General features: G+C 66.1%; 10 protein-coding genes. 9 read left to right on the forward strand and 1 reads right to left on the reverse strand.

From position 1 onward, the window contains the following. Nucleotides 1-493: 493 nt before the first annotated feature. The 8 genes from ACQPYR_RS01190 to ACQPYR_RS01225 all read left to right on the forward strand — a co-directional run bounded on the left by ACQPYR_RS01190 (nucleotide 494) and on the right by ACQPYR_RS01225 (nucleotide 15583). Entirely contained in the window at nucleotides 494-1531 is a 1038-nt protein-coding gene (locus tag ACQPYR_RS01190; protein WP_433626566.1) for an alpha/beta hydrolase, read from the forward strand. Between the two features lie 201 nt (nucleotides 1532-1732). Further along, nucleotides 1733-3535: an alpha/beta hydrolase-fold protein gene (locus ACQPYR_RS01195; RefSeq protein WP_433635430.1), complete on the forward strand. Its 1803-nt coding sequence runs from the start codon at nucleotides 1733-1735 to the stop codon at nucleotides 3533-3535. Nucleotides 3536-3637: 102 nt separating this feature from the next. Next, nucleotides 3638-4168, forward strand: a complete 531-nt coding sequence (locus tag ACQPYR_RS01200; protein WP_433626569.1) for a DUF732 domain-containing protein — start codon at nucleotides 3638-3640, stop codon at nucleotides 4166-4168. Then, nucleotides 4159-5154, forward strand: a complete 996-nt coding sequence (locus ACQPYR_RS01205; protein ID WP_433635431.1) for a cutinase family protein — start codon at nucleotides 4159-4161, stop codon at nucleotides 5152-5154. The genes ACQPYR_RS01200 and ACQPYR_RS01205 overlap by 10 nt, the downstream gene beginning before the upstream one ends. Before the next feature lie 188 nt (nucleotides 5155-5342). Beyond that, entirely contained in the window at nucleotides 5343-6383 is a 1041-nt protein-coding gene (locus tag ACQPYR_RS01210) for an LLM class F420-dependent oxidoreductase (RefSeq protein WP_433626572.1), read from the forward strand. Nucleotides 6384-6575: 192 nt separating this feature from the next. Next, on the forward strand, nucleotides 6576-8492 hold the full coding sequence (gene fadD32 / locus ACQPYR_RS01215) for a long-chain-fatty-acid--AMP ligase FadD32 (RefSeq protein ID WP_433626574.1): 1917 nt from the start codon (nucleotides 6576-6578) through the stop codon (nucleotides 8490-8492). A 106-nt stretch (nucleotides 8493-8598) separates the two neighbouring features. After that, on the forward strand, nucleotides 8599-14013 hold the full coding sequence (gene pks13, locus ACQPYR_RS01220; protein WP_433626577.1) for a polyketide synthase Pks13: 5415 nt from the start codon (nucleotides 8599-8601) through the stop codon (nucleotides 14011-14013). A 25-nt stretch (nucleotides 14014-14038) separates the two neighbouring features. Next, entirely contained in the window at nucleotides 14039-15583 is a 1545-nt protein-coding gene (locus tag ACQPYR_RS01225) for an acyl-CoA carboxylase subunit beta (RefSeq protein WP_433626580.1), read from the forward strand. Nucleotides 15584-15641: 58 nt separating this feature from the next. On the opposite strand, the gene ACQPYR_RS01230 is transcribed toward ACQPYR_RS01225, so the two are convergent. Then, a complete protein-coding gene (locus tag ACQPYR_RS01230) occupies nucleotides 15642-16139 on the reverse strand; it encodes a peptidylprolyl isomerase (protein ID WP_433626583.1) in 498 nt (165 codons plus the stop codon). 292 nt (nucleotides 16140-16431) lie between these two features. Between ACQPYR_RS01230 and ACQPYR_RS01235 the strand changes: the two genes are divergently transcribed. Beyond that, the gene (locus tag ACQPYR_RS01235; RefSeq protein WP_433626586.1) at nucleotides 16432-19800 is read left to right on the forward strand and encodes an arabinosyltransferase domain-containing protein; all 3369 of its coding nucleotides are present in this window, start codon (nucleotides 16432-16434) and stop codon (nucleotides 19798-19800) included. Nucleotides 19801-19991: the final 191 nt, after the last annotated feature.

Raw genomic sequence — 19991 nt, forward strand, 5'->3', positions numbered from 1 at the left:
CCTGAATATTCCGCGCCCGGTATGCGCGAGGCGCTACGGCTGGATTCCCGCGGCCCGACGAACCCGGTCTTGCGCTACCCCGGCGGTCGGTGTGCACGCCTGGCACTACCTGGCCGACCAAGTGCTCGAGATGCCGCCGGATCCGAGCCGGTACCCGGGGTAAGGATTCGGACTCCCTAGTGACCCCCTAATCTTTGTTCGAAATTCCCGTTCCGACACGACATCTCCGCATGAACGCGATAGGGTCTCCGCACGATCACAGCTTGTGAACGGGCGGAATTCGGCCACTCGAATACCCCGGTCTTGCTAAGGCTTCGCACGTCGAATAACCTCCAGCGAGCGCAAGTGTGACCAGATCGTTGTAGCGCCGTCTCTTGTGCCGGAATGTCGGGTACCGGTTCGCATGTGACGCGCGTCTCGTTGGCAGCACGGGTGTTGCCCGGCCCGCAAGGGCTACGGGCGACACCACAACAGCAGAAAGAGAGCAGGATTCATGCGTTTCGGCAGGGCGGCCGCGCCGAAGAGAACCAAGTCGGGACGGCGAGGCACCCCTCGTGGTTGGCGGAATCGAATTCTGGCTGTCGGTGCGGCGGCGTTGGCGCTACCGATCGCCGCGGGCGTGACGGGCCCGACCGTTGCCTTGGCCGCGCCGGTGCACGGCCCCGCGCTGCGGACGCCGTCGGGCGGCTTCGAGGATCTGATGGTCCCGTCGCAGATGGGTCCGATCAAGGTCCAGGTGCAGTGGGCGGCGCGCGGCGGCGGCGCGGCGCTCTACCTGCTCGACGGCTTGCGGGCACGTGACGACCGCAATGCGTGGTCGTTCGAGACGAACGCCCTCCAGCAGTTCGGCAACGACAACATCTCGCTGATCATGCCGGTCGGCGGTCAGTCGAGCTTCTACGCCGACTGGTACGCGCCGAGCAACACCAACGGCCAGAAGACCACCTACAAGTGGGAGACCTTCCTGACCAAGGAACTCCCCGCCTTCCTCGAGGGCTACGGCGTGTCGCGCACCAACAACGCGGTCGTCGGTCTCTCGATGGGTGGCTCGGCCGCGCTGGCGCTTGCCGCCTACCACCGTGACCAGTTCAAGTACGCCGCTTCCTTCTCCGGCTACCTGAACATTTCCGCGCCCGGTATGCGCGAGGCGATCCGCATCGCGATGCTGGACGCGGGCCGCTACAACGTCGACTCGATGGCCGCGCCGTGGAGCTCGCAGTGGCTGCGGATGGACCCGTTCGTGTTCGCCCCGCAGCTGCGTGGTCTGCCGATGTACATCTCGGCGGCCAGCGGTCTGCCGGGTCAGTACGACAACCCGAACTCGGCCGTCGGCTACTTCAACACTGCCAACGGTATGGCGCTGGAGGCGCTCTCGCTGGTGAACACCCGCGCGTTCCAGTCTCGCCTGGCCTCGCTCGGTATTCCGGCCACGTTCGACTTCCCGGCCTCGGGTACCCACTCGTGGAAGTACTGGGAGGGTGAGCTGTGGAACGCCCACAACGGCATCCTCGACGCCACCGGCGGTTGGTGAGCTAAGGGTCCAGACGCCGAACGGCGCCGTCTGCTTCCGAACGGAAGCGGCGGCGCCGTTTCGCATTAGCCAGGCGGATAAGCCTGCCCGCGTGTCTTACCCGCAACCGCGCCGCAACCGGGGTAGGAAACACGTGTGGCAGGACTTGCATTCGGCAGATGTGTGCGGCGTAGCGGACATGTGACCCGTGGCGCGGTCGCGATGCTGGCCACCGCCATCGCGATCCCACTCGCCTCAGGGCTTTCCCCGAGCACCGCCCCCGCAAACGCCCAACCCGCCGCGGCACCCGCTGTCGGCGCGACGGTGCAGCGGGCGGTGTGGCTGACCGATCGACGGGTGGCGCTGTGGATCAATTCGCCATCGATGGCCACACCCATCCAGGTGCAGTTGCTGCTGGCCCGGGATTGGAACACCCGCCCGGAGGCCAGGTTCCCGGCTCTGTTCATGCTCGATGGTCTGCGGGCAACCGATGAGGAGAGCGGCTGGACCCACGACGCCGGTGCGGTGGATTTCTTCGCCGATAAGAACGTCACGGTGGTGCTGCCGGTCGGCGGTCAGTCCAGCTTCTACTCCGACTGGCTGCAGCCCGACAACGGTCGTAACTACAAATGGGAAACCTTCCTGACCAAGGAACTTCCGCCGCTGCTCGAGAGTCAGTGGCGGACCACGGACGTGCGTGGCATGGAAGGCATTTCGATGGGCGGCACGGCCGCGATGTTCCTGGCCGGGCGCAATCCGAACTTCGCGAAATACGCCGCGTCGTACTCCGGTGTGCTGACCACGACCACTCTCGGCATGCCGCAGGCGATCCAGTACGCCATGCACGATGCGGGCGGTTTCGATTCGGCGGCCATGTGGGGTCCGCCGGGCGGTCCGGAGTGGGAGAGCCACGACCCGTATGCGTTGGCGGACAAGCTCAAGGGCGTCAGCCTGTACATCTCGAGCGGTAACGGGTCGATCGGACCGTTCGACCAGGCCAGCGGCATTCCGGGGGTCAGCACCAATTACGCGGGCATGGGGTTGGAGATCCTATCCCGGCTGACCTCGCAGAACTTCGTGACCAAACTCGGCAAGCTGTCCATCCCGGCCCAGGTGAATTACCGTCCCTCCGGCACACATTCGTGGCCGTACTGGGATTTCGAAATGCGCCAGTCCTGGCCGCAGGCCGCCGCCGCGCTCGGGGTCGACCCGAACAAACCGGCCTGCCAGACCGGGGGCGCGATTGCCGCCCTGGCGAGCGGCAACGGCTGGCTCGGCGAATGCCTCACCGGTGAGTATCAGGTGGCGGGCGGCATCGCACAGGACTTCAAGGGCGGCCGGGTTTTCTATTCGCAGGCCGACGGCGCGCACGCGGTCGGGGGCATGATCGGCGGCGGCTACCAGGCCGCGCTCGGCCCGGGCGGTGCGCTCGGCCTGCCCGCCGATGACGAGCGCGGGCTGCCGGACGGCCGCGGACGCATGCAGGCCTTCCAGAACGGCCTGCTCTACTGGACCCCGCGGACCGGCGCGCAGGTGGTGCGCGCCGCGATTCTCGACGAATGGGGTAGGCAGGGCTTCGAGCGCGGTCCGGCCGGATATCCCACCGGACCCGAGACCAAGGTTCCCACTAAGGACGGTGTAGTCCAGTCCTTCGAAAACGGTCCGTTCTACTACAGCGCGAAGACCGGTGTGCATCATGTGCAGGGAATGATCTTGGGCAAGTACGCCGAATTGGGTTATGAGAACAGCCAACTCGGCTTCCCCACCGCCGACGAGGCCCCGAGCAAGGATTTGGGTCGCTACTCCAAGTTCGAGGGCGGAAATATCTACTGGAGCCCGCTGTCGGGTGCGTGGCCGGTGCGTTCGGGTCCGATCATGGATATGTGGTCGGTGGTCGGCTACGAGAACGGCAGGCTCGGGTACCCGACGAGTGACGAGTTCGCCGTTCCCGGGGGGATCCAGCAGAATTTCCAGACCGGATTCATTACGGTGCGCGACGGCAAACCCGAAGTCCACGGCATTTAATTCCAACCGGTCTGTTTGCCTACCGCCTGCACGTATGCTCGGCTTTCCTCTAGCCTGGGTGGCGACCCGTCCCCTTAGCGAACAGATCGAGGACACGAATTCATGCATCGGACCCGCGGAAAGGTTATCGGCGTAGTCGTGGGGATCGCCGCTACCGGCTTGCTCGCCGCCTGTGGCAATAACGATTCGACTGTGTCGAGCACGCCGACGCTGTCCCACACCACGACGGCGGCGGCGACGACCTCCGCCTCGAGCCCTGCCTCGACCAGCGCCGGCGCAACCGGTCAGCCGTCGCAGGCCCCCGAGACGCCCGCCGATACGGCGACGCCGGAGCGCCCGCAGCCCGTCCCGACCAATGCCGCCCCCGGTGACACGTCGAAGCTCACCGACAAGGACAAGAAGTTCCTCGACGCGCTCAAGGCCGCGGGCATCACTCCGTCCAGCCCGGATATCGCGCTGAGCATCGGCACCTACGTCTGCCAGGGCGTCGCGGCGAATGCCTCCGATCAGGATCTGATGACCTTCGCTACCGCGATGGCCGGATCGGATCCGTCCTTCGATCCGGCGAAGATGCCGGTGGAACAGGCCGGAAAGATCTACATCGATACGGCTAAGTCGACGTACTGCCAGTGAGTGCGCGCGGTTCGGCCTCCCGCCGGTCCCGAAAACCGGCGGGGTGCCTGCTCTTCATCGGTCTGGTAGTGCTCGTCGTCGTCATCGCGCTGCTGCTGTGGTTCGTGCTCGCCGGACCGCTGCGCAAGCCGAAGCCCGGTCCGAAGCCGCCGCCGACACCGCCGGCCTCCCAGCCGGCCTGGTGTCCCGACGTGCAGATGATTTCGATACCCGGTACCTGGGAATCGAACAGCAACGACGATCCGCACAATCCGACGGCCAATCCGATCTCGTTGATGCTCAACGTCTCCGGGCCGGTAGCGCAGCAGTTCCCGGAGGGGCGGCTCGATGTCTACACCGTTCCGTACGTCGCGCAGTTCTCCAATCCGATCGCGATTCCACCGGACGGCCAGCAGTCGTACAACAACAGCCGTTCCGAGGGCTGGCAGCGCACGCAGGACGCGATGGCGAATCGGTATCGCGACTGTCCGCTGACCACCTATGTGGTCGCGGGGTTCTCCCAGGGCGCGGTGATCGCGGGCGATATCGCCAACCAGATCGGCGCGGGCAAGGGACCGGTACCCGCGGAGAAGGTGCTCGGCGTCATGCTGATCGCCGACGGCCGCCGCACCGGTGACAACGGACCGGGCCAGGCCATCCAGATCGGCACCGCGCCCGCCGGAGTCGGCGCCGAGGTTTCGCTCAACGGGTTGAAGGTGCCCGGGATCACGATGACCGGTGCGCGTTCGGGTGGGTTCGGCTCGCTAGCCGATCGCACGTACACCATCTGCGCGCCCGGCGACATGATCTGCGATTCGCCGCGCGATGCGTTGAGTCCCCTGAACATCGTCGGCAGTGTGCTGACCCTGGTCCGCGCGGTCGGCAACCCGGTGCACAGCCTCTACAACGGCTACGTGGTGGACGGCGATGGCACCACCGCGACACAGTGGACGGTGAGCTGGGCCAACGGTTTGATAGAAGGCGCACCACACCCGGCGCATTCGTGAGATCGCACAGCGGACGCGGTCACAACCTGTGTTCGAGCGGGCGGACCGCGACAACCGCACTGGAGTTGCGTCGCACGCTGTAAAGTGCGCCTGATGATCGCGACGCCGGCCCTCGAGCCCCCAGAAGCGTGGGCACGATGCGGCCCGGCCTCGCGCCCACATTTCCTTACAGCCAGGAGCATGAGTTCATGACAGAAGCCGCACCGGCCACCACGGCGAGCCGTGAAGCGGATGCTGAGTTGACCGCGCTGGGTACTCCGCTGCGGCCCTTCCGCTTCGCGGCCGCGGGCGAGGGAAATAAGCAAGAGGGCGGGGCCAGGAAGTTCGTCCAGACCGCGCAGACGGCCGAGGAGTACGGCTTCGACACCTTCGTCGTGCCGGACCACCTGGGTGACCAGATCGGCCCGATCGCCGCACTCGGTGCGCTGACCCAGGCCACCGAGCGGATCCGGCTGGGAACCTCGGTGCTGGCCAACGGTTTCCGGCATCCGGTGGTGCTGGCCAAGGACCTCGCCACCATCGATGTGCTGTCCAAGGGCCGCCTCGAGGTCGGCATCGGCGCGGGCTGGAAGCAGGACGAATTCGTCGCCGCGGGTCTGCCGTACGAATCGCCGGGCGTGCGCCTCGCGAAGCTGGACGAGACCCTGACCATCCTCGATGTGCTGCTGCGTGGCCAGGAATGCACCTTCGAGGGCAAGTACTACCAGGTGAACGGCATCAAGGGCACGCCTCGGCCGCGGCAGGGTCCGCGCCCGCCGATCTGTACCGGTGGCGGCGGTCCGAAGATGCTGCGGCTGGCCGCCAAGCACGCCGACATCGTTTCGGTCGTTCCGGTCACCACCAAGAACGGCAAGGGCCTGCTGTCCGGCATCACCTTGGAGAAGACCATCGAGAAGGTGAACCTGATCAAGGAAGCCGCGGGTGAGCGTTTCGCCGATATCGAGCTGAACTGGGCCATTACCGCGATCGTCATCACCGACGACCGGGAGAAGACCGCCGAGATGGCGCTGTCCGCGATCGAGCGCGGACTGCACCCGGACCTCGAGGTCGACGTAAAACTGTCGGTCGAGGAAATCCTCGCCTCGCCCTATGTGGCGATCGGCACATTCGAGGAGATCGCCGAGCAGATCCGTCAGGTGCGGCAACTCACATCGATGTCCTATGTCGGTGTGTTCCCAACCCAGATGGACGCGTTCGCGCCGATTATTCCGCTGCTGCGGGGGGAGTGACCCGGTCTTCTCTGTAACATGACTCTGGTTTGAGAACATCTAGCCGATAGCGGTCTACCGCGCAGACCGCAATAAAATCTGCAGGCTGGCTCTCGCATGTAGAGCACCCGCGGGCGATAGCGAGTCGGGGCCTCACAGGTAACAGCGGCGTTGTCGCCGTCTTGCTGCGTGTGCCTCGGAGGAGATGAAGGAATGGAAGAGACTTTCGACGATTACCTGGATGAGACCGGGAACATCCGTATTCCCGATGATCACACCCTGGTAGACCACGTCGAGAAGCACACCCGCAACGACGCGAACACCCTCGCGTACCGCTACATCGATTATTCGCGCGAGCGTGACGGTGAAGCGCAGGAGCTGACGTGGCGTGAGTTCGGTATTCGGCTGCGCGCGGTGGCCGCTCGACTGCAGCAGGTGACCAACCCGGGTGACCGGGTCGCGATCCTGGCCCCGCAGGGCCTGGATTACGTGATCTCCTTCTTCGCCGCGATCTACGCGGGCACCATCTCGGTGCCGCTGTTCGACCCGGACGAGCCGGGCCACACCGACCGCCTGCACGCGGTGCTCGGCGACTGCGAACCCTCGGCCATTCTGACCGCGAGCTCCTCCGCGGCCGGTGTGCGCCAGTTCTTCCGCTCGCTGCCCGCCGCTCAGCGTCCGCGCATCATCGCGGTCGACGCGATTCCGGACGCCGTCGGCGAGAGCTGGGTGCGTCCCGATGTCGCCGTCGATGACATCGCTTACCTGCAGTACACCTCGGGCTCCACTCGCGTCCCGGCCGGTGTCGAGATCACCCATCGGGCGGTCGGCACCAACCTGCTGCAGATGGTCGACGCGATCAACCTGGACTGGAACTCGCGCGGTGTCACTTGGCTGCCGCTGTTCCACGACATGGGCCTGCTGACGGTGATCCTGCCCGCGGTCGGCGGCAAGTACATCACCATCATGTCGCCGAGCGCGTTCGTGCGCCGCCCGTACCGCTGGATCAAGGAACTGGCCGCACACAACGACGGTGCCGGAACCTTCGCCGCCGCACCGAACTTCGCCTTCGAGCACGCCGCCGCGCGTGGTCTGCCGAAGAACGGCGAGTCCCTGGATCTGTCGAATGTCATCGGTCTGATCAACGGCAGTGAGCCGGTGACCACCTCGTCGATGAAGAAGTTCAACGACGCGTTCGCCCCGTACGGCCTGCCCAAGACCGCGATCAAGCCCTGCTACGGCATGGCGGAGGCGACGCTGTTCGTCTCCGCGACCAAGGCCGAGGACGAGGCCAAGGTCGTCTACGTCGACCGCAACGAGCTCAACGCCGGTCGCATGGTCAGGGTCGAGCAGGGCGCCGAGAACGCCATCGCGCAGGTCTCCTGCGGTTATGTGGCGCTGTCGCAGTGGGCCGCCATCGTCGATCCGGAGACCGTCGATTCCGACGGCGGCGGGCACGAACTGGCCGACGGCCAGGTCGGTGAGATCTGGCTGCACGGCAACAATATGGGCATCGGCTACTGGGGTCGTCCGGACGAGACCGCGGCGACCTTCCACAACAAGGTCGCGCATCGTCTCACCGAGGGCAGCCACACCGAGGGCACCGCGGCCGATGCCAACTGGATGCGCACCGGCGACTACGGCGTGTACTTCGAGGGCGAGCTGTACATCACGGGGCGGGTGAAGGACCTCGTGATCGTCGACGGCCGCAACCACTACCCGCAGGACCTCGAGTTCTCCGCGCAGGAGGCCTCGAAGGCACTGCGGCCCGGTTTCGTGGCCGCGTTCTCGGTACCCGCGAACCAGCTGCCGGCCGAGGTGTTCGAACAGGGCAGCCATTCCGGCCTGAGTTTCGATGCCGACGATGCCTCCGAGCAGCTCGTCATCGTGGGCGAGCGCGGACCCGGCGCAGGCAAGGCCGATCCGCTGCCCATTGCCGACGCGGTCCGCGCGGCGGTATCCCAGCGTCACGGTGTGACCGTGCGCGACGTGCTCTTGGTTCCCGCGGGTTCGATTCCACGGACCTCCAGCGGCAAGATCGCTCGACGCGCCTGCAAGACTGCTTATCTGGAGGGAACGCTGCGGGGTGGTTACACCCAGCAGGCCTTCCCCGATGCACCGGAAGAGTAATTGCCCGAGGGTGGCTCGATCCGAATATCGACGCTAGGCGTGGCTTCCCACGTCAGGCGTCGATTCGCGGCGCGCCCGGTACGCAGACAGGTAGCTTGAGGAACTGATGGCTGACAACGAGGGCACGCCCGACCAGACGACCGAGATCGTGCTCGCCGATGCGGACGCGATCGAGCCCACTGGCGCCGGGGACGTTTCGCAATCCGCCCCGCGGACCGACATATCCGTCGCGGAGCTGCGGGAGTGGCTGCGCCGCTGGGTCGCCGACGCGACCGGTCAATCGATCGAGCAGATCACGGTGGACCGGCCGATGGAGGAGTTCGGGCTGGCCTCACGCGATGCCATCGCGCTCGGCGGTGATATCGAAGAGCTGACGGGTGTGGTGCTGACGGCGACGATCGTCTATCAGCATCCGACCATCGCGTCGCTGGCCGAGGTCGTCGTCAACGGTGAGCCGGAGTTGCCGCAGGAATCCGCTGACGATTCGTTCTACACCGCGGGTTATCAGCCGGGCGAGGCGCACGATATCGCGATCGTCGGCCTGTCCACCCGGCTGCCGGGCGCGGGCGATACCCCCGAGTCGACCTGGGAATTCCTGATCAACCGCGGTGACGCGATCCGGGAGCTTCCCGAGGGCCGGTGGGATGAGTTCACCGACGACCCGGCGGTGGCTGCGAAGGTCGCCGAGGGCAACACCCTGGGCGGTTACCTCGACCAAGACGTAGTCAAGGGCTTCGATGCGGAGTTCTTCGCTATGTCCCCGATCGAGGTCGAGCGGGTCGATCCGCAGCAGCGCTTGATGATGGAGCTGGTCTGGGAAGCGTTGGAGCACGCCAGGATTCCCGCGAGCGAGCTCAAGGGCGAGCCGGTCGGAGTTTTCGTCGGCACTTCTACCAACGACTTCCAGCTGGTGTCTGCACTCGGATTGGGCCAGTCCGATCCGACTGCGCCTGCCTCGGCCGATGCATATGCGCTGACCGGTGGATCCTCCGCCATCGTCGCCAACCGGATCTCCTACTTCTACGACTTCCGTGGGCCGTCGGTCGCTGTCGACACAGCCTGCTCGTCCACGCTGGTCGCGGTGCACCAAGCGGTGCGCGCACTGCGCGATGGTGATGCCGACCTGGCCCTGGCCGGCGGCGTGAACATGTTGCTCGCACCCGCGATCACGCTTGGATTCGATTCGATCGGCGCGGTCGCGAAGAACGGTCGTATCAAGGCGTTTTCCTCCGATGCCGACGGCATGGTCCGTTCCGAGGGCGCCGGTCTCGTTGTGCTCAAGCGCTTCGCCGACGCCGAACGTGATGGCGATCAGATTCTGGCGGTGATCAAGGGCTCGGCGGTCAATTCGGATGGCCGGTCCAACGGCATCGTGGCACCGAACCCAGACGCCCAGGCCGATGTGCTGCGCCGTGCCTACCGCGACGCAGGCATTGCGCCGTCCACGGTGGACTACATCGAGGCGCACGGCACCGGCACGCTGCTCGGTGACCCGATCGAGGCCGACGCGCTCGGTCGGGTGGTCGGCCGTGGCCGCGACGACGACAAGCCAGCGCTGCTCGGCTCGGCGAAGACGAACTTCGGGCACCTGGAGTCCGGTGCGGGCGCTGCCAGCCTGGCCAAGGTGGTCATGGCGCTGCAGAACAACATACTGCCGCCGAACGTCAACTATGCCGGGCCGAACCCGTACATCCCGTTCGAGCAGGCCCACCTGAAGGTTGTCGACGAGCCGACGGAATTCCCGCGCTACAGCGGCACCGCGACCATAGGTGTTTCCGGCTTCGGTTTCGGTGGCACCAACGCCCACGTGGTCATCCAGGAATACAAGCCGACTCCGACTGCGGTCGAGCGGAGCCAGGTCGCGGGCTCAGAAGACGAGACCGCGGAACTTGTCGCCGAGGCGGCAGACCAGAGCGAAACGATAGACGCGGATATCGAGACCACAGGTGTGGTCGCGGAGGTCGATCAGATAGTCGCGGAGAGCGCCGAGCAGGTTGCGGGAGACGTAGCGGCCGTTGCGGAATGGTCGACCGAGCGGGCCGAACCGCTGCCGGTGATCCTTGCGGTATCGGCCTACCTGCCTTCGCGCCGCCGCCGCGCCGCCACGGAGCTGGCCGACTGGCTGGAGACCGAACAAGGCCGTAACACCCCGCTCGAGGATGTGGCGCGTTCGCTGGCCAAGCGCAGCCACTGGCGTTCGCGTGGCGTGGTCATCGCCAAGACCCATGAAGAGGCCGTCGCTGGTCTGCGCGCCATCGCCGCGGGCAAACCAGGCCCCGGTGTGTTCACCGCGGACGCGCCCGCCGCACAGGGCCCCATCTGGGTGCTGTCCGGATTCGGCGCGCAGCACCGCAAGATGGGCAAGCAGCTCTACCTGGAGAATTCGATCTTCCGCAAGACCGTCGACGAGGTCGACGAGCTGGTGCAGGACGAGGCCGGGTATTCGGTGCGCGAGATGATCCTGGACGACGCTCAGGATTACAACGTCGGCACCTCACAGGTCGGCATCTTCACCATTCAGATCGGTCTGGCCGCACTGCTGCGCGCGCACGGCGCGCAACCCGATGCGGTGGTCGGTCATTCGATGGGTGAGGTGGCCGGGGCCTATATCTCCGGTGGTCTCGTGCTCGAGGACGCGGTGCGCGTGATCTGCGCCCGTTCGCGCCTGATGGGCGAGGGCGAGGCGATGATCAGCGATGACGACGTGCGCAATATGGCGCTGGTCGAGCTGAGTGCCGCCGATGTCGAGGCGATGCTGGTCGACTATCCGGATGTCGAGTGCGCGGTGTACGCGGCACCGACGAATACCGTGATCGGTGGTCCGCAGGATCAGGTCGCGGCGATCGTGGCCAAGGTCGAGGAGGCGGGCAAATTCGCCCGCGTGCTGGCGACCCGCGGCGCCGGGCACACCTCGCAGATGGATCCGCTGCTCGGCGAACTGGCGGCGGAGCTGGCCGGTATCGAGCCGACCAAGTTGACGGCTGGCCTGTACTCGACCGTCAACAAGGAAGAGTTCTACCGCCCCGGCAGCGATCCGGTGCACGACGAGGCCTACTGGGTCAAGAACATGCGCCACTCGGTGTACTTCACCAATGCGGTGAAGCTCGCGGTGGACACCGGCCACACCACCTTCCTGGAATTGGCGCCGAATTCCGTTGCGCTGATGCAGGTTCTGGGCACGACATTCGCGGCCGGTGTGCACGATGCGCAGCTCATCCCGACGGTCAAGCGCAAGGAAGACGAGTCGGCGGGCGTAATCTCCGCGCTGGCACAGCTTTACGTGCACGGGCATCGCGTCGATCTGCCGTCGCTGCTGCCTGCGGGCGGTTACGCCGATATTCCGCGCACCGCATTCCTGCGCAAGCAGTACTGGCCGAAGGCGAAGATGGCCGGTGGCAGCGGCAATGCCCGCGTGCCCGGTGCGCATGTCGCGCTGCCGGACGGCAGGCACGTGTGGGAGGTGCAGGCCTCGGCCGTCACCGATCTCGCCTTGCTGGTGAAAGCCGCTGCGGCACAGGTATTCGGCGAGGTGTCGTTGGGCGCGTCGGTCCCGCACGCGGTGCTGCCGACCACCGGAACGCTGACCACCACGTTGATCCCGCACCTCGGTGGTGCGTCGGTACAGGTGCATGCGCGTGCGGGTGCGAGCTTCCAGCTGCTGTTCGAGGCGGTCGTCGCCTCGGGGGCGCCGCTGCCCGAACCCGTTGTCGCCGTCGCGGTTCCGGGAACCGAGGTCGCGACCACCGGCGAGGCCGATCTGGAGGTCGTCGAAACCTTCGGTGAGCGTTGGGATCCGGCGGGCACCCAGACACTGGAGGAGCGGCTGGCGCTGATCGTCGCCGAGTCCATGGGTTACGCGGTCGAGGATCTGCCGATGGAGATCCCGCTGATGGAACTCGGCCTCGACTCGCTCATGGCCATGCGGATCAAGAACCGGGTGGAATACGAATTCGATATTCCACAGCTGCAGATCCAGGCCGTGCGCGATGCCAACCTGAACGAGGTCGGCAAGGTGCTGCACTACGCCATCGAGCACCGCGACGAGGTGCAGGCGATCGCCGATAAGCAGGCGGCCGGTGAGGAGATCGCGGTCGACGGCGGATTCATCGCCGCGGCGCGCGCCGCGGTCGCGGCGGGTGCGGATCCGGCGGCCGTGGTGGCGAATGCCGCTGCCGCTGAAGGGGTTTCGCTCGACACCGAGAACACCTCGGTGGAGGCGGAGGCCGAGAAGATCGTCGTCGAGGCGGAGACGGCCGCCGGTATCACCGGTGCTGTGGCTGGTACCGCCGCGCCTGCCCCGGCCACTCCCGCGCAGGCCGTCGCGGCCGAGGCCGACGAAGCCGCGATCGAACGCGCTCTGGATACTGAGGACACCACCGCGGTGGGTGGGGCCGAGGCCGTAGCCGCCGCTGCGATCTTCGGTGGTCAGCCCGCCGGTGCCGATGAGGACGATGTGCCCCCGCGTGATGCCGCCGAGCGGTTGACCTTCGCCACCTGGGCGATCGTCACCGGTAAGTCGGCGGGTGGCATTTTCAATACCCTGCCGATCCTGGAGGAGGAGGTCGCCGAGAAGTTGGCGGCCCGACTGACCGAGCGGGTCAAGGCCGAGGTCACCGTCGATGATGTGCTCGACTGCGAGACCATCGAGCAACTCTCCGATATCGTGCGCAATCTGCAGGACAGCGGTGCGGATGTGGACGGGTTCGTCCGTACGCTGCGCCCGCGCGCCGAGGGCTCGGATGCGGTGCCGGTCTTCGTCTTCCACCCTGCCGGTGGCAACACTCTGGTGTACGAACCGCTGCTGAAGCGCCTGCCCGCCGACACCCCGATGTACGGCATCGAACGTGCCGACGGCGATATCGAGGACCGTGCCAAGCAGTACGTGCCGCAGCTGCGCCGCATCCAGGGTGACGGCCCGTACGTGCTGTACGGCTGGTCGCTCGGCGCGGTGCTCGCCTTGGCGGTCGCGCATCTCCTTCGTGCCGAGGGCGCGGACGTTCGCATGGTCGGCCTGATCGACCTGGCCATTCCGACCGAGCCGGAGGACAACAGCCCGGCGGAACGGATTCGCCGTATCCAGCGCTACCAGGCATTCGCCAAGAAGACCTATGGGGTCGAGGGTGAACTGCCGCAGGAGCAGTTGGAAGAACTGGCGCTGGCCGATGACGAAGATCAGTTCAAGATGATCAGCGATCTCGTCAAGATCAGCGGAACCAAGATTCCGGGCGGTGTGCTCGAACATCAGCGCACCTCGTGGATCGAGAATCGCGCATTGCAGAAGCTGCGCCCCACCCGCTACGAGGGCGAGGTCGTGCTCTATCTCGCCGATCGCTACCACGACGGCGCGATCGAGCTGGAGCCGCGTTTCGCGGATCGGCGACCCAATGGCGGTTGGGATGAATACATTCCGAACCTCGAGGTTATACATATCCCGGGTGACCACCTCCAGATCGTTGACGAGCCGCGGATCGGAAAGATCGGAGCCGACCTCACCGCGAAGCTTGCCGTTTTTGCCCCGTAGGGGTGCACCTGATGAGAGGGGCCAAGTGAGCACTACTGCCGAGAAACTTGCCGACCTGCGAAAGAGACTGGAATTAGCGCAGGAACCGGCGGGCGAAGCGGGGGTGGCGAAGCGGGCTGCAAAGGGAATTCCGAGCGCTCGCGACCGGATCAATATGTTGCTCGATCCGGGTACCTTCGTGGAAATCGGTGCGCTGGTGCGCAAGCCGGGTGATCCATCGGCACTGTACGGCGACGGTGTGGTCACCGGACACGGCCTGGTCGAGGGCAGGCCGGTGGCGGTGTTCTCACACGACCAGACCGTCTACGGCGGTTCGGTCGGGGAGATGTTCGGCCGCAAGGTCGCCGCCGTTCTGGAGTTCGCGGCCAAGGTCGGTTGCCCGGTGGTCGGTATCAACGACTCCGGCGGCGCCCGGGTACAGGAAGCCGTGACCTCACTGGCCTGGTACGCCGAACTGGGGTTGCGTGTGGAGCCGCTTTCCGGGATGGTGCCGCAGGTTTCGATGATCCTCGGCAAATGTGCGGGTGGGGCGGTGTACGCCCCGATCAATACCGACGTGGTGGTGGCCACCCACGAGGCCTATATGTTCGTTACCGGGCCCGGTGTGATCCGGGAGGTCACCGGCGAAGACGTCAGTCTCGAGGAACTCGGCGGCGCCAATAGCCAAGCGCAGTACGGCAATATCCATCACGTCGCCGATGATGAGCAGTCCGCGTTCGAATGGGTGCGCGCGTATCTCGGCTTCCTGCCGACGAGCTGCCACGAGCGGCCGCCGATCGTTAATCCGGGTCTGGAGCCGGAGATCACCGAATCGGATCTGGAACTGAATTCGATTGTCCCGGACTCGGATAACGCCGGGTACGACATGCACGACATCCTGTTGCGCATATTCGACGACGGTGATTTCCACGAGATCGGCGCAACGGCCGGGCGCAATGTCATCACCGGATTCGCGCGGGTGGACGGTCGCAGCGTCGGTGTGGTCGCGAATCAGCCGATGGTGTCCGCCGGTGCGCTCGATGCCAGGGCCTCGGATAAGGCCGCGCACTTCGTGCGGATGTGCGACGCGTTCGATATTCCGCTCGTATTCGTTGTCGACACACCGGGATTCCTACCCGGTGTGGAACAGGAGAAGATCGGCGTCATCAAGCGCGGCGGCCGCTTCCTGTTCTCCTACGTCGAGGCCACCGTGCCGAAGGTGACCGTGGTTATCCGCAAGTCCTATGGCGGCGGATATGCGGTGATGGGTTCGAAACAGCTCGGCGCGGATGTGAATCTGGCCTGGCCGACCGCCCGGATCGCGGTCATGGGCGCGGAGAGCGCGGTCAGCCTGATCGGCCGCAGACAGATCGATGCGGCGCCGGAGGATCAGCGCGCCGCGGTGCGCCAGCAGATGATCGACTTCTACAACGCAACCGTGGCGACCCCGTGGGTCGCCGCCGAGCGTGGCTATATCGACGCCGTCATCGAACCGTCGACCACCCGCCTGGAACTGCGTCGCGCCCTGCACCTCCTGCGTGACAAGGCCCTCGTCCGCAACCCCCGCAAACACCACCTGCTGCCGCTCTGACGGCATCGGGCCGCATCCCCGGCAGGATGCGGCCCGATGCTCTTCGTGGCGGCGGAAGTCAGGCGATGGTCGCGGACTCGATGATGACGGCGTCCTGCGGCACGTCCTGGTGCATGCCCGCCGAACCGGTGGATACCGCGGCGATCTTGTCGACCACCTCGGAGCCCTCGGCGACCTTGCCGAAGACCGCGTAGCCCCAGCCCTGCGGGTTCGGCGCGGTGTGGTTCAGGAAGCCGTTGTCGGAGATGTTGATGAAGAACTGCGCGGTGGCCGAATGCGGGTCGTTGGTGCGGGCCATCGCAACGGTGTACTTGTCGTTCTTCAGGCCGTTGTTCGCTTCGTTCTGAATCGGGGCCTGCGTGCCCTTCTGCTGCATCTCGGGGGTGAAGCCACCGCCCTGGATCATGAAACCGGGAATGACGCGGTGGAAGATGGTGCCGTTGTAATGGCCGGCGTTCACGTAATTCACGAAGTTCGCGACGCTGTTCGGAGCCTTCGCGTCGTCGAGCTCCAGCACGATCGGTCCGTAGTTGGTTTCGAGATTCACCTTTGTCATACCCAACACCTTTCCATCCCTCCGGCAACTGGTCAGCAGTTCGGGTCCGCAACTACGTCTCTGCGTTCGGCGAGTTCGTCACCCTCCGATGAATGGTGACCAAGGAATCGGACACCAGGTTTCGAGCGAAGCGACATCGAGCATGCGCCGTTCGCGGCCCGGCTTGCGTCCGAGTGGCCGAAGCGCATGCGACGCAGTCGCGAGTCTCGGCCGCTCGGACGCAAGCCATCCAGGGGCCGCGAACACGTCGCGGCGCAGCCGCGACAAATAAACACAGCTACCATTGCCAACCGTGCCCGACGCCGCTACCGCTGTCTTGACAAAACCGCCCGCCGCGCCCGAAGTCGCACCGAGCGATTTCCGAACCGCGCGTCTCGTCGCGCTGGTCGCCGGCGTGCTCGGCGCGCTGTTCGCGCTGGCAGCTCCGTTCTTACCGGTCAGCCAGACCACCGCGACGCTGAACTGGCCGCAGGACGGCGCCCTCAACAGCGTGCAGGCGCCGCTCATGTCGCAGGTGCCGATCGATCTCGACGCGCGCATTCCGTGTTCGGCAATCGATCAGCTGCCGAGTTATGGCGGGATGCTGCTGGCTACCGCGCCGCCACAGGGCGACCGGGCCTCGCTCGAGGCGATGTTCGTGCGGGTCTCGGACACCACGGTGGATGTGGTCGACCGCAATGCCGTGGTCGCCTCGGCCGAGCGTGCGCAGTTGGGCGCGTGCACGTCGATCACCATCAGCTCCGACATCAATCGGACCAGGGCGTCGTTCGACGGTGTGACCACGACGATCGAGCGGCCGGTCGAGGGCGCGGCGCCCGGGACGACGCAGAAGGTCGAGGTGCCGGTCGAGGGGCAGTTGAACGGTGATCTGCGGCCGCAGGTGGTCGGCGTGTTCACCGATCTGAAGGGCGCGGTGCCCACCGGCCTTTCGTTCCATATGACGGTCGACACCCGGTTCTCCTCCAGCCCGACCCCGGTCAAGTTGATCGCGATGATCGCGGCGGTGCTGTGCACGCTGATCGCGCTCGGCGCACTGGCTCGGCTCGACGGCAGTGACGGGCGCGGGCACCGCCGGATCCTGCCCGCCAACTGGCTGAAGCCGAACTGGGCGGACGGTGCGGTCGTCGGCACGCTGCTGCTGTGGCATTTCGTCGGCGCCAACACCTCTGACGACGGCTACATCCTGAGCATGGTGCGGGTGGCGCCGCACGCGGGCTATATGGCCAACTACTTCCGCTGGTACGGCGTGCCGGAGGCGCCGTTCGGCTGGTACTACTACGTCATCCAGGCCTTCTCGGAGATCTCCACCGCGAGCCCGTGGGTCCGGTTGCCCGCGCTGTTCTGCGCGATTCTCTGTTGGATGGTGATCAGCCGCGAGGTGGTGCCCCGGCTCGGGCGCGGGGTGCGTAACAGCAAGGTGGCGCTGTGGACCGGTGGGCTGGTCTTCCTGGCGTTCTGGCTGCCGTTCGACAACGGTCTGCGCTCTGAGCCGATCGTCGCGCTCGGCGCGCTGCTGACCTGGGTTTCGATCGAGCGGGCCATTGCGACGGGGCGGTTGCTCCCGGCCGCGGTGGCGATTCTGGTGGCCGCGTTCACCCTGGCGGCGGCGCCGACCGGTCTGATGTGTGTGGCGGCTCTGCTCGCCGGTATCCGGCCGCTGGTGCGGATCGTGGTGCGGCGGCATCGGCAGTTCGCGGCGCAGGGTGTCGGCAAGTGGGGTTCGACGCTGCCGCTGCTCGCGCCGATCGCGGCGGCGGGTCTGCTGGTGCTGATCGTGGTCTACACCGACCAGACCTTCGCCGGTATCCAGGAGGCCAACCGGGTGCGGCAGGTGACCGGCCCGAACCTGGCCTGGTACGAGGACTACCTGCGCTACTACTACCTGTTCGTGGAGACCGTCGACGGATCGCTGTCGCGCCGCTTCGCCTTCCTGATCATGCTGCTGTGCCTGTTCACCACCATGCTGGTGCTGTTGCGGCGCAGGCAGGTTCCCGGCATCGCCAGCGGTCCGACCTGGCGGCTGATGGGCGTGGTCTTCGGAACCATCTTCTTCATGATGTTCAACCCGACGAAGTGGACGCACCACTTCGGCGCGTACGCGGGCATCGCCGGATCACTGGCCGCGGTCACCGCGGTGGCGGTTTCGGCAAGTGCGTTGCGGGCCAGGAAGAATCGGGCGATCTTCCTCGCCGGATTGCTGTTCGTGCTTGCGGTCGCCTTCTCGGGTATCAACGGTTACTGGTACGTGTCCAGCTTCGGTGTGCCGTGGTTCGACAAGCGGATCTCGCTGCACGGCCACCAGTCGAACACGCTGATGCTGGTGCTGTTCGCGCTGGCATTGGCACTGGTCGGCTGGTCGGCGCTGCGTGAGGACTACACCAAGCCGCAGCCGTCGGCGAAGTCGGTGCGCGGCAAGCGGATTCGTAAGTTCGCCGCCATCCCGCTGACCGTCGTCGCCGCGCTGATGGTGCTGCTCGAGGTGTGCTCGCTGGTCAAGGGCGCGGTGTCGCAGTACCCCGCATATTCGCTCGCGCGCTCGAATTTCGATGCGGTGCAGGGCAACTCGTGCGGTCTCGCGAATGACGTGCTGGTGGAACCGGATGTGAACAAGGGCAACGGCATGCTCACGCCGATCGCCGATCCGGCGAATCCGCCGAAGAACGGTGATCCGCTGGCCGGCGCCGATCCGGTCGGCTTCGATCCGAACGGTGTGCCCGAGAAGCTCAGCGCCGACACCATCGAGGTGAAACCGGGCACCGGCAATACCTCCACCCAGTCGGTCGGTCCGGTCGGCGCGGACGGTCAGAACGCGGGCACCGACGGCGGTTTCGGCGCGACCGGTGTCAACGGCAGCCGGGCCACCCTGCCCTTCGGCCTCGATCCGGCCACCACGCCGGTAATGGGCAGCTACCAGCAGGGCGTGCAGCAGCCCGCGCATCTGGTCTCCAGCTGGTATCAGCTGGCGCCGCGCTCGGGTGATCGTCCGCTGGTGGTCATTTCGGCCGCGGGCCGGATCCTGTCCGTCGATGACACCGGCGACACCAGGTACGGCCAGTCGCTGACCGTCGACTACGGCAAGCACCTGCCCGACGGCAGTGTGCAGCTGCTCGGCACCTACCTGCCGCGCGATATCGGTCCGTTCCCGTCGTGGCGCAACCTGCGCATCCCGCTCGACGAGATCGCACCCGATGCCGATGCGGTGCGCATTGTCGCCAACGACCCGATCCTGATCGGCGACCAGTGGCTGGCGTTCACCCCGCCGCGGATGCCGAAGTTGGCCACGCTCAACAGCTTCATCGGCTCCGAGCAGCCGGTGCTGCTGGACTGGGCGGTCGGGCTGCAGTTCCCGTGCCAGCGGCCGCTGGACCACAAGAACGGCGTGGCCGAGGTGCCCGGGTACCGGATCCTGCCGGACCGGCCGCTGGCCATCAGCTCGACGAATACCTGGCAGGCCGAGGAATTCGGCGGGCTCCTCGGCTTCAGCCAGATGCTGGCGAAGTCGAGCACCGTTCCGACGTATCTGAAGAACGACTGGGCGCGGGACTGGGGTTCGCTGGAGCGGTACGACCAGTACTACCCGAATGCGGTTCCGGCCAAGTTGGATACGGGTACGGCCAGCCGTTCGGGGCTTTGGTCGCCCGGACAACTGCGCGTGTTCTAGGTCGTGAATGAGGGCAGGCCCGTCGAATCGGAACTCCACCGATTCGTCGGGCCTGTTCTATATCTAAATGCGACCGCGCGGAATGTTTAATAGCGCGGCGCGGAACTCAACTGTCTATTCGCGAGCCCATATGCGAAAGCGCGATGTGGTTCCGAACCCGCGTGTGGCCTGCACTTACGTGTTATCGACAG

Origin of the sequence: Nocardia sp. CA-120079, assembly GCF_050955745.1 — a bacterium.
In the GTDB taxonomy this organism is placed as follows: domain Bacteria; phylum Actinomycetota; class Actinomycetes; order Mycobacteriales; family Mycobacteriaceae; genus Nocardia.

Excerpts from the sequence above, each read along its gene's own strand:
- ACQPYR_RS01190 (WP_433626566.1), top strand. The coding sequence starts at position 494 with ATGCGTTTCGGCAGGGCGGCCGCGCCGAAGAGAACCAAGTCGGGACGG.
- ACQPYR_RS01195 (WP_433635430.1), top strand. The coding sequence starts at position 1,733 with ATGCTGGCCACCGCCATCGCGATCCCACTCGCCTCAGGGCTTTCCCCG.
- ACQPYR_RS01200 (WP_433626569.1), top strand. The coding sequence starts at position 3,638 with ATGCATCGGACCCGCGGAAAGGTTATCGGCGTAGTCGTGGGGATCGCC.
- ACQPYR_RS01210 (WP_433626572.1), top strand. The coding sequence starts at position 5,343 with ATGACAGAAGCCGCACCGGCCACCACGGCGAGCCGTGAAGCGGATGCT.
- fadD32 (WP_433626574.1), top strand. The coding sequence starts at position 6,576 with ATGGAAGAGACTTTCGACGATTACCTGGATGAGACCGGGAACATCCGT.
- pks13 (WP_433626577.1), top strand. The coding sequence starts at position 8,599 with ATGGCTGACAACGAGGGCACGCCCGACCAGACGACCGAGATCGTGCTC.
- ACQPYR_RS01230 (WP_433626583.1), bottom strand. The coding sequence starts at position 16,139 with ATGACAAAGGTGAATCTCGAAACCAACTACGGACCGATCGTGCTGGAG.